This is a genomic window from Sporocytophaga sp. (assembly GCF_017745095.1).
Classification (GTDB): domain Bacteria; phylum Bacteroidota; class Bacteroidia; order Cytophagales; family Cytophagaceae; genus Sporocytophaga.
The window spans coordinates 209237-221238 of record NZ_JAGHZZ010000010.1 but is presented as its reverse complement, the minus strand read 5'-3'; the positions used below and the strand labels follow the sequence as shown (position 1 = coordinate 221238).

Sequence of the window (12002 nt, the reverse complement as noted above, 5' to 3'; positions counted from 1 at the left end):
AGCTGTCCTATTTTTGGGGAGGGGTACATTCTATATTCGTAAAAGTTGCTTGAAGACAACTTAACTTGTTTAAGATTTATGCTGGAGCTGCTATACCAAAGGTTATGAATTGTATGGTTTTTAATTTATTCTTTAACGATTAAAAAACGAGTACCCAATGTTGAAGTACAACATAAAATTCCCTTGCTGGTTGCTTTTCATAACGGACATCTCAATGGGCCCACCAGGGGAGTTGAAGCCAAACGTAATTCCATAACCCCATAAAAAATGTTCGGGATCAGCATCCGAAAGAGTGAATTGATCGATGCGCTGGCCCGCTGTGGCCACATTTACTCTAGGGGTTAAATACAGTACTTTGAAAAATTGTTGTTGCACTCCCAATTGGAAGCTGACCACGTTGTTCATCAAAAAAGGAGATAATCGGTGGCCAAACTCCTTAATGCCCACAAAAGGAATGTTCCGTTGGAAATTTTCCCGCATCCCGCCCAATCCGTAAAAATGGCTCAAGGTCAAATCGGTATTATAGGTAAAGCCGGCAAAACCTGCGCTAGTTAAGGTAGCGGTGCGGGTTAAAGGTAAGTAGTTTTGAATGCTAGCATATACTTGTTGAAAGTTATGTTTAATATCTTGCTTGCTTAATGGCAGATCTGGTAGCACAAGCGGAATATCCAATCCTCTTTCATCAGCCATGCGATAGCGATAGTCAAATACATGTGAGGCCGATGCATAGATTTTCCACCCCTTTGAAGGGTAGTTAACCGCATTCAGTGTGTTCAGTCGAAGCGTCAAATAGGCTGCAAAATTACTGCTCTGCACATAGGTGGCAATATTGGCGCTGTTGATGAGGTTACGCATGCTGGAGTTTTCCTTCAACACGCCGAGATGAATACTTGTTTCATTAGCAATTCTCCTTTGCAACTCGAGGCCTACCGAGTATGTATTCATCTTATTCAATCGAGATATACTCAACACATTCCCATTTGCAAGGGTAGTAGGCACATCGTATTGGTCAAAAATTCCATAAAAATTCAGTTGTGAGCGACGCTTAAGTCCAAAGTATTTTCCATACTGACTTCGAACACGAATGTTGTCACCAATATTAAAATTGGCATAGAAGCGGGAGTTTTGCAAAAATAGGTTTCTGGCTGTGAACTTGAAGATGAAAGATGTTTTGAATAAAGTGTTATAGTTAAAGTCCAGTTTGGCAGAGTAGCGGCTCGATTCTATCACGTGAACGATCAACATGTTTTCATCCGGGTCTTCACCAAAAGCCATCTCATAATTGATCTTCCGAAAGTTCAAGGTGCCCATTAGTTGGTTCATAGCCTTGTCCAATTCTTCGCAGGAAATGGGTTTGTTACATTCTAAACCCAGACTACTTATTACGTATGAAGGAGAATATGTTTTCAAGCCCCGTACTTCGATATTGGAAAAAGAATAGGCAGATCGTTTAGGAAGTTGAACATTGCGGTCATACTCTCCGGGATACAGGGCGTTTAAAGAATCCTTTAAGGCCAGGAGTACAGTACGAATTGAATCACCCGTTTCTCTCCCAACCTTTATAATGGCCTCAGTTTTGGGAAAGTCTGCCACCGAAAAGCGATTCAGATCGGGTTCGATAAGGAGGTCAACCAATTTTTTCTGTCTTGCCACATCCACACTTCCAGCAAGCGACACGGACTGATACATCACGCTAGTCATGGAGCGAAGTTTGTTTGCAGGCAAGTTACCCGAACTCACATTTACTCCTATAACAATGTCAGCACCCATTTCCTTGGCTTCGGTAACAGGGAAGTTGCGAAGCACCCCTCCGTCTATAAGATATTTTCCTTCATACATCACGGGTGTGAAAAAAGTAGGAATGGCCATACTTGCCCGCAGTGCATTAGCAATATTGCCGCTGTCCAAGACCACTATGTCACCCGTTTCAATATTGGTGGCGACACATTTAAAAGGAATGGGATAGTCAGTGAATTTTGGTCTGTCCGCTACAGGCTTCACTAGGCGGGCAAATTCGAGTCCTAGCATATGTCCTTCCAACAAACCATTGGGCATTCTTACTCTTTTCTCTTCAAAACCTATTTCAAAATTAAATTGTCCATATTCTGCCTTGTCTTCAGGTGATAAATAGTTCAAGGGAATTTGGTTGGAAAGCAAGAGATCCCACTTTTCTGAAACCGCTATTTTGTGAATGCTATCTGCCGAATAACCCATCGCATACAAAGCTCCAACAATGCTGCCCATGCTGGTACCTGTGATGTAGTCCACTTTTAAGCCTACTTCATCCAATACTTCCAAGATGCCGATGTGGCCAAGTCCTTTGGCACCGCCGCCGCTTAATACCAATCCGATTTTAGGCCGTTCTGAGGTTTGCGCATGAGTTGCAAAGGAGAAACATAACAAAAGCAGCAAAAAGCAATAGAATAAACGCATAGCAAGCAATGAGTGAAACAGTTAATAAGTATGATAAAAATTGGATCGAAAGTCTTTACCACCCAGGTTCTGGTTGAATAACTTGTTGTTCAAGATATACTCCAGAGTTTGGCCCTGATTACAGGCATGAATTACAATTAAAGTCTTAGTAAAGTTTGTATTTCCCATTTCCGGAAGGTACGACATTGAAGCGATCTTTATCATTTGAAATATTGATAAATGAATTTATATTCTACAATAGGGTTTTCTTGAATATCAAAATGGGACTCTTTAATTAAATCTCCTTTTTCATTATAACTATATTTTATTTTTTCAACAAAACTTCCATAAACATTGTACTGAACTTCTTCTATCTTCATATTATTGTCATTGAACTTCATTTTAACCTTCCAGCCTTGATATTTATCATCTCCGATTTGCAGTAGTCTCCTTTCAGAACAATTTCCATTTAAATCATATACGTAAGTCAGAATACTATTTACAAGTCCTTTATAATTATAAAAAACATCCTCCGTTAAATTTCGATCACTATTATATTGGTATTTGTGACTCCAATACTCATTGCTACTGATATATCTACGATCTTCAATTAATTTATTATTTGAATCATATATATATGTAAATCTCTCTGATCCAAATCCAGCTCTATTATCGGCTAATGTTTCAATTAAATTGCCATTGCACTCATATCTGTTAGTGGCTACGGAAAAAATCTCGAAAGTATCTCGTTCGTAAATTGGAATATTTATACTATAATCTTCTATTGAATCAGAAGTTGCCTTTTTAAAAATATATTCTATTTCAGTTGATTCATAATCGTTACTGTCATATGTAATTTTCTTCCATTCATAAATGTCATCCTCCTTTAAAATACTCTCAATCATTTGTCCTTTATTATTAAAATGATAATAAAAATCAAAAAGCAAACTGTCTTTACCGAGAACTTTCTTTTCTGAGATACTATTATTTTTATAATCGTAATTCATTTTTATTTCATACTTGTCTCCACTTGAAGTTAATCCATAATTAATTCTATTTAAAATTGCACCTGTTGAATCGTAATCTACATAGCTAATCTGCCTCCCATTTTTATTTGATAATATTGACGGACGGTGTTCAAAAATTACTTTGGCTTTTAATTTCTTAATCCTGATTTCAGATTTTTCAAAATTTGAAGGAAACATCTGTCCGAAGGTAATTTCAGACATTATAAAAATCAGAAAAAATGTTAGCTTAAATTTCACTATTGTAGCTGCTTTTATTTTTCATCAAATTAAACACTTTATATTTCATTTGCTATTTCTAAGCAACATAATACTAATAAGGAACAAAACTATATCTATACATTTCATTTGACTCCTGCCCCCCTGGCATATTTGCTATAAAAAATCCATCTTCAGCAAAGTAAAATTGAGATGGTGAAAGAGGAATCACATACTTTTTAGACTCACCGGTAATAATGTTATAACCGAATAAATCAGTGTAGTTCGAATTGGTGCTAGTGAAGAACAACTTATCTTTATAGGGGAATCTTAAAATATTATAATTGCTAGCTCCCTTGATGACATTACTATTACCCAAGGTCATTTCATTTTTTGAAATATCCATCTTATATAGATTAACAGCACCATTGGAGATCGTTATTTCATCAAGGTCATCTACATTGAACAAAGTATCATGGTATAAAAACAAGTCTTGAAAATCAAATACCTTATTGTACTCTGTAATTGATAATTTATCTACATTCTGTTCTAATCCTAAGGTTTGGGTTTTTAAGTTTGACAACTCCAGATTGGAGATTGCGAAAAATGCACTGAAAGGAACATCTGTACCATCTGTTATCATAATTTTAACCTGCCCGATATTATTCCTTCCCAACCTGGTTTCAGAAGGCGCATATCCACCTCTGACATTCTCTTTGATAAATTCTTTTGAATATTTACTCAAATCAATTTGATTGTATACCTTCCCGGTAAAAGGATTATAAACATCTATCAGACTTTGTTCTTCATAAAGGTTCGCAGCTATTTTATTTCTGCTGAATGCTAAGAAAAACAAACTGCTTTGGTCCAGCTCAAACGTCTTCTCATTAATACGATTGATACTAATACTGTCTGTTTTTGTGACATTCAGCAATTTGTCAAGATTGATGGTTTCGGAAGATACTTTATCACTGTCAGCAACTACCTGTGTGCCAGAACTGTCTTTTGCAGTTTCTACTTCTGCATTCTCCTTTTCCTTCACACTGCAACTTTGAAAACAAAAGAATATGATTACGATAAGTACCCTTTTCATTATTATATAATTAGATGTTATACTTAATGCCCAAAATGACTAAAAGTTAATTCTTAGCAGTGTTATATTTTATGTGAACATCAATAAGGAACAAAGCCATATCTATATGTATCACTTGTCTCCTTCCCTTCTGGCAAAGAAGCTATAAAGAATCCATCTTCTGCAAAGTAAAATTGACATTGTAAAAGAGGGATTACATATTTTTTAGACTTTCGGGTAATAATGTTATAACTAAATAAATCATTGTAATTCGAATTAGAGTTACAAAAAAATAACTTGTCTTTATAGGGAAATCGTAAAACACAATAATCATTTCCATGTTTGATAACATTTTCATTACCTAAAATCATTTCATCATTAACTAAGTTGATTTTATAAAGATTAGTATCCCCTTTAGTAAAAGCAATCTCTTCAAGGTCATATAGATAGTATAATGAATCGTTTAAAAAAAAGAGTTCTTCAAAACCAAATACTTTATTATAATCCTCAATAGATAATCTCTTTTTATTACTATTTAAACCTATCGTTTGAGTTTTTAAGTTTGACAAGTCCAGATAAGAAATTGAAAATGATGAATTTTGTGGTACGCGTCCATCTGTAATCATAATTTTAATCTGCCCGATATTATTCCTTCCCAACCTTGTTTCAGAAGGCACATAACTTCTACTATACTTAAAAAAGTCTTTTGTATAATTCATTAAATCAATTTGTTTATAAACCTTTCCAGAAAAAGGATTAAAAACATTTATTAAACTCTCTTCTTCATTCAAGTCAGCAGCTATTTTATCTCTACTGAATGCTAAGAAAAACAAATCACTTTGCTCCAGCTCAAACACCTTTTCACTAATACTATTGATAGAAATGCTATCAGTTGCAACCACATTCAAATATTTCTCAAGATTGATGGTCTCAGAAACTGTTTTGGTATTACTGACAATTGGTATGTCGGAACTATCCTTTGAAGTTTTTACTTCTGCATTCTCCTTTTCCTTTACAATACAACTTTGAAAACAAAAGAATATGATTGCGATGAGTATCCTTTTCATTATTGTTAAATTAATAGGTCTGTCTGAACTCATATCAATTTTATTTAACTTTCTAACGTGGTATGTGACAAAAAAACATTTCAACACACAAACATACTGATTTTCTGAACACTATTCTCTGCCCTATTTCAAAGAATAACCTGTTCCAAGCTTTAGTGTAAAATGTTTTTTATAAATACTTTTGCCTGTTGATTATATTCCCTTTAATTGTTTGTCGCTGTCATTACAATGGCAACAATATTATGAGTCTATTAAAATATTATTTGCAATTTCTAATCCTAGGTCTCAGTCTCACCATATCCTGAAATTTCTTTCCTTGGTCTTCTTAAGAAAATGATTTAAAATTATCAGTCTAAGAATAGAATTAAAATAGATAATAGTGTTGATCGCAATAGGTAGGTCCAGTCTTTGATGTTTACAGGCCTGACAGTAAAGCAGTTCTTTCCTATCATACACTTTTTAAAATTATTTTTTACCATGTCAATCATTTTTTTTATATTTTCGTAAACTAAGGAAAAGTAAATATTTCTGGGTAATTTGATGAATAAAAATATTGTATCAGACAAGGAAGTCACTCTGATAGAACAGCTTAATCAAAGAGATAAAGAACGATCTACTCTTTTATCATTAGGTAATCGGATTGCCAAAGCTCGAAATCGTGAAGACTTATGGCATGTCTTTACCGCTCAGATCCTTGACTTATTTAACGGAAACTATTATACAATCTGCCTGATCAATGAGGATGGGCAAACCCACTCACCTTTCTTACATACTCAAAGCGACCGTTTAATCTCAGAACAATCTGGTAATCCAATTATTCATATACATCATCCTATTGAAGATGGCATTTTCAACCTGGCGCTATCAAATGATCAACCGATCATCATTGATCTGGAAGAGTTCTTAAAGCAAAATAAAGCATCTGTACCTGCCTATGTATTAAAATGGACTAAGTTGGGTATTAAGGAAATGATGATGGTAAAAATTACCAATGGTGATGAGGTTAGAGGGATATTATACCTATACGCCGAAAATTCAGGTTCTTTTGAAGAATGTCAATTTAATTTGCTTTCAGGAGTCGCAGACCAGTTAGGCACAGGCATATGCAATGTACTTGCTAATGAAAAAATTGAACGGCAGCTGGCTGAAATAAATATTTACAAACAACAACTAGAAGAAGAAAATCATTACCTGCAGGAAGAGAATAAACTCACAGGAAGGTTTTCAGAAATAATTGGTAAAAGTCCGGAATTACAAAAAGTATTTCGTTTAGTTTCCCATGTTGCCCCTTCCAATTCAACAGCACTATTACTTGGAGAAACAGGTACAGGGAAAGAACTCTTTGCGCGGGCAATTCACAATGCCTCACCTCGTAAAGACAAGCTAATGATTAAAGTAAACTGCGCTGCTATGCCTGCTAGTTTAATTGAAAGCGAACTATTCGGACATGAAAAAGGAAGCTTTACAGGTGCTATGGAACGACGCATAGGGAAGTTTGAGCTAGCGCAAAACAGCACTTTATTTTTAGACGAAATAGGAGAACTTCCACTCGAACTGCAAGTGAAACTGCTTCGAGTTTTGCAGGAAAAAGAAATTGAGCGCATAGGCGGAAAAACTACAATCAAAGTAAATGTGCGCATTATTGCTGCCAGCAACCGTAATTTAGAAAAAGAAGTAAAGGAAGGACGTTTTAGAAATGACTTGTATTATCGGTTAAATGTTTTTCCTATTCATTTACCCTCCCTCCGCAAACGCAAAGAAGATATCCCTCTTTTGGCTTCACATTTTATTGAACAGTATGCTCGCTCAACGGGTAAAAAGAATCTCAATATTTCCAATAAGGCGATGGAAGATCTGGTACAGTATTCCTGGCCAGGCAATGTCCGTGAACTGGAACATCTCATAGAAAGAACTGTCTTACTTACTTCCGGTACCATTATTCGACATATTCATTTACCAGTTCAAAGTAGCAATGAAGCTTTAGCAGCGGAAGAATTTACTATCCGTTCATTGGAAGATATAGAAAGGGAATATATTTTAAAAGTTGTAAAACTGTGTAAAGGAAGGATATCAGGAATCAACGGCGCTGCAGCAAAATTAAACTTGCCTCATACTACCCTTATATCCAAAATGAACAAGTTGGGAATAAGAAAAGATCACTTCATTGAATCTATTGAAGGGAAAGTTTAATCTGCTATTTACAAAGCATGATAGACATGAATTATTGGCTTTACTATTAAATGCATTGCTTAATGCTAACATTAATCAGGTTATACCGTGGGAATGAATCAGAAAATTAAAGTGCAATGCCTTATTGCCGCACTTTGTATTTATATCTATTTACTTAAATCTGAGCAGAATTTAAAAGCATAAGAGCCCTTTAAACCTTATACTTTTATAAGATTATTTTTCAAGTATAACAGTTATCCCTTGTCCCCCCGCTGCACATACAGAAATAAAGCCTCTGCCCGCGCCTTTCTCGTGCAGCAGTTTAGCCATGGTTGCCAACACTCTTCCTCCTGTTGCTGCAAAAGGATGGCCCGCTGCCAGACTACTCCCATTTACATTAAGTTTATTTCGGTCTATTCTTCCTAATGCTTCATAACCAAAAGCTTTACTCAAGTCGATGCTTTCCCAAATTTTTAATGTAGCTAATACCTGCGCTGCGAAGGCTTCGTGTATTTCATAATAATCAAAATCCTGAAGTGTTAAGCCTGCTTTCTTCAGCATGCGGCTGGTGGCATATACAGGTGCCAGCAACAACTGTTGCTTCTGTTCTACATATTCAATAGCAGCCAACTCTGCGAAAGTAATATAAGCCAACACCGGGAGTCCTTGTTCTTTTGCCCAGGCTTCGGTTGCGAGCAATAGGCAGGAAGCCCCATCGGTAAGTGGTGAGGAATTTCCTGCGGTAAGTGTTCCACTGGTTTTATTAAAAGCAGGTTTTAGCTTAGCCAGTTTTTCCATGCTGCTATCTGCTCTCATATTATTATCACGTTCGAGTCCTTTATAGGGAGTAAGCATATCCTGAAAAAAACCTTTCTCATATGCAGCGGCCATTTTCTGGTGGCTCTGCAAAGCAAAAGCATCTTGTTCTTCTCTGGATATATTATAATAATTAGCGGTATACTCCGTATGACCACCCATAGATAAACCTGTGCGAGGCTCAATATTCATCGGAGCTATCGGAGTCAGGTCTTTTAATCTAATTTTTAAAAATTCTTTCAGCTTGGCACCCGTAGTTTTGGCTCTTCTCGCTCTAAGCAGAATATTTCTGAGTTTATCTCCCAGCATCAGTGGCACATTACTGGTAGAATCTACTCCACCGGCAATACCACATTCTATTTGTCCTAGTGCAATTTTATTCGCAATATAAATAGCTGCTTCTATTCCTGTATCGCATGCTTGTTGTATGTCGCAACAAGGTGTAAAGGGAGACAAGGATGTACCCAAAACACTTTCGCGCATGAGGTTAAATTCGCTACTGTGTTTAATAACAGCACCTCCTGCTACTTCGCCTAAAAGTAATCCTTGTAAACGATAGCGTTCAATTAAACCATTTAAAGCAGCTACCATCATATCCTGATTACTAGCTTCTGCATAATAAGTATTCTGACGTGCAAAAGGGATACGGTTATAGCCTACTATAGCGACTTTACGGACTTGCTGGGGATGAAGCATAGAATATTGGTTTTATTTCAATATAAGATATTAAATAGAATCAAAGTTAAAATATGAAATAATGTTTAATAACTAATCCATTTTCAAAATAGCTGGCAGTGTTAAATAAGAAAATTTAAGTGCGGTGCTCTTTATTCACCGCACTTTAATATATCATAATTTAATCGGTCTGTATGTCAACCCTCTATTTTCTTAATTAATGAGGTAGTACAATCAGTGTTTAAAGTAAAAATTAAAGATATGCTTTCAGTTCTGCAGCAGCATGCAAAAACATAGCTTTTGTTTGAGGTAATTGAGCAAGGGGATTTAACAAGCCAAAATCATGTATCATACCATTGTAACGCATAGTAGTTACAGATACTCCGGCCTCGTCGAGCTTGCGACCATATGCTTCCCCTCCATCCCTTAAAATATCTGCCTCTGCTACATGGATAAATGCAGGAGGTAATCCTTTCATCTGCTCCAATGTAGCATTCAGAGGAGAAGCATAAATTTGCTGACGTTCTTTAGGATCTGTTGTATAATGATCAAACATCCATTTCATTAAAGGTGTAGTAAGAAATCTGTCTTTACCAAAACGCTCATATGATTCATAATCGAATTTTGCATCGACAATTGGCCACAGAAGAATTTGTAATTTTATTTCCGGACCTCTGTTTTCCTTCGCTTTCAGAGTTGTAGCTGCAGTCATATTACCGCCTACACTATTACCTATTATTGCAAGTCTCTTGCCATCTACATTGATCTCGCTGCCATTATCAGCAACCCATTTCGTTGCTGCATATATTTCATTTACCGCCTGAGGATATTTTGCTTCCGGAGAATGAGTATAGTTTACAAATACTCCAACGGTACCAGACAATACCACTAGATCACGTACCATACGTTTGTGAGTAGGATAATCACCCAAAACCCAGCCTCCTCCATGAATGTATATAAATACAGGAAGCTTTTCTTTATTTCCTTGAGGTCGGACAATATTCAGCTTAACAGTATATCCATCTATTATAATTGTCTTTTCTGATTCTTCAATACCAGAATAATCCACCTCTACAGATTTTTGAGCATTTACTAATACTTCTCTGGCATCCTCTGGTGACATAGTTTCAAGTCCCGGACCTCCCGGTGCATTAAGTGCTGCAAGAAACAGTTTTGTAGAAAAGGAAATGGCATTGTCATTTGCCACTGAAGGAATTTCTTCCATGGTAATTGTTTGACTCATCTTTTTAAAAGATTTAAATGGTTATAATAATTGTCTTTTTAATTATGCTCTTTTATCCAAGAATGATACCACTGTCTTTATGGCTGATTATCAGCTTTTAGTAGGTTATTTAAAGGGATGAAATTTTACGATATATCGTAAATTTCCTAAAGCAGCATTTTTATTTAGAATATAATAGAGAAAGAACAAGTAGTTTTCAGAAGATACTTGTCTAATGAATCTCAAAACTTCCAATAAGGCGATGGAGATCTGGTGCAGTGCTCATGGCCAGGTAATGATCGTAAAATCTGATTGAAAAGATTGTCTTACTTATTTCAAGTACTACTATCCGGTATATTCATTTACCATGCAGTAATGAAATTGTAGCAGCAGCATTTAGTATCTATCCGCTGAAGAGATGAGGAGAAAGTATATTTTAAATTGATATAATTGTGTAAAGGAAAATATCAGGAATCGGTGGAACTGAGGCAAATTAAACTTGCCTCACACTCCCCTCATCTCCAATACACAAGCTGGCTGGAAACTAAAAAGAATCATTTCATTGAATCTATTGAAGTGAATGTTTGCTATTGTACTTTACTTCTGATTAATTACAGTTTCTACTATCAGAAACTCGCTTTCTTTGGTACAAGTAATATATATTTCCAGAGTATCCCAGATACCCAATGCGCTTCTTTCCGTAACTTTCGTTTCATTAACCGATACCTCTCCTGTTATTACAAATAAGAAAAGGCATCTGTTTACCAAATGAAAATGATGTTTGATTTCTTGTCCTTTATCAAACCAGCCCAGCAGTAATCTCGCGTTTTGATTGATCCAGCAATGACCAAGCCCCTCTTCACCAGAAACAATGGTAACCAGCTTATTATGGCGGTTCTGTTTAGGAAAATGTCTTGTCTGATAGCGTGGCATGATATTCTGTAACTTAGGCTGAATCCATAGTTGCAAAAAGTTTACCTCCTCCTCTCCTACATTATATTCTTCATGTCTTAAACCACTGCCAGCACTCATGATCTGTACACCACCTTCTTCAATAATGGTGCTATAACCCATAGTATCTTTGTGGTTCATTTTCCCTTTTAAGAGTATGGATATAATTTCCATATTAACATGAGGGTGTAATCCAAATCCTTTGTCTTTTTCCAGAAAGTCATCGTTAAAAGCCATCAGCGTACCGAAGGCACTCTTCATTGGATTGCAATATTCACTAAAGCTGAAAAAGAAATTGCTTTTTAGCCATCCTATATTTTTTTGTCCTCTTTCACTGGCTGGGAATAATTGAAACTGCATATTTATATTTTGGATTAAAAGTGATGATTAATTAA

The 12002-nt window shown here is 35.9% G+C and carries 9 protein-coding genes; 1 reads left to right on the top strand and 8 read right to left on the bottom strand.

All coding sequences use genetic code 11. From position 1 onward, the window contains the following. Window positions 1-132: 132 nt before the first annotated feature. From J7604_RS16930 to J7604_RS16910, 5 genes are all read right to left on the bottom strand, one after another. On the bottom strand, window positions 133-2433 hold the full coding sequence (locus tag J7604_RS16930) for a patatin-like phospholipase family protein (RefSeq protein WP_293897964.1): 2301 nt from the start codon (window positions 2431-2433) through the stop codon (window positions 133-135). A 21-nt stretch (window positions 2434-2454) separates the two neighbouring features. After that, window positions 2455-2637 (bottom strand): hypothetical protein, encoded by a 183-nt coding sequence (locus J7604_RS16925; RefSeq protein WP_293897961.1) that lies wholly within the window; start codon window positions 2635-2637, stop codon window positions 2455-2457. Beyond that, window positions 2634-3641 carry a hypothetical protein gene (locus J7604_RS16920; RefSeq protein WP_293897958.1) on the bottom strand — a complete coding sequence of 336 codons (1008 nt, stop codon included), beginning with the start codon at window positions 3639-3641 and terminating at the stop codon, window positions 2634-2636. Before J7604_RS16920 ends, J7604_RS16925 begins: the two co-directional genes overlap by 4 nt. Before the next feature lie 109 nt (window positions 3642-3750). Next, complete coding sequence (locus J7604_RS16915) at window positions 3751-4728, bottom strand: hypothetical protein (protein WP_293897955.1); 978 nt, start codon at window positions 4726-4728, stop codon at window positions 3751-3753. Between the two features lie 80 nt (window positions 4729-4808). Continuing rightward, window positions 4809-5774, bottom strand: coding sequence for a hypothetical protein (locus J7604_RS16910; RefSeq protein ID WP_293897952.1), 966 nt, complete (start codon window positions 5772-5774; stop codon window positions 4809-4811). Between the two features lie 540 nt (window positions 5775-6314). Between J7604_RS16910 and J7604_RS16905 the strand changes: the two genes are divergently transcribed. Further along, window positions 6315-7964: a sigma 54-interacting transcriptional regulator gene (locus tag J7604_RS16905; RefSeq protein WP_293897949.1), complete on the top strand. Its 1650-nt coding sequence runs from the start codon at window positions 6315-6317 to the stop codon at window positions 7962-7964. A gap of 213 nt (window positions 7965-8177) precedes the next feature. On the opposite strand, the gene J7604_RS16900 is transcribed toward J7604_RS16905, so the two are convergent. The 3 genes from J7604_RS16900 to J7604_RS16890 all read right to left on the bottom strand — a co-directional run bounded on the left by J7604_RS16900 (window position 8178) and on the right by J7604_RS16890 (window position 11967). After that, complete coding sequence (locus tag J7604_RS16900) at window positions 8178-9455, bottom strand: acetyl-CoA C-acetyltransferase (RefSeq protein WP_293897946.1); 1278 nt, start codon at window positions 9453-9455, stop codon at window positions 8178-8180. Window positions 9456-9687: 232 nt separating this feature from the next. After that, a complete protein-coding gene (locus J7604_RS16895; protein ID WP_293897973.1) occupies window positions 9688-10659 on the bottom strand; it encodes an alpha/beta hydrolase in 972 nt (323 codons plus the stop codon). A gap of 594 nt (window positions 10660-11253) precedes the next feature. After that, complete coding sequence (locus tag J7604_RS16890; RefSeq protein WP_293897943.1) at window positions 11254-11967, bottom strand: pirin family protein; 714 nt, start codon at window positions 11965-11967, stop codon at window positions 11254-11256. Window positions 11968-12002 lie beyond the last annotated feature (35 nt).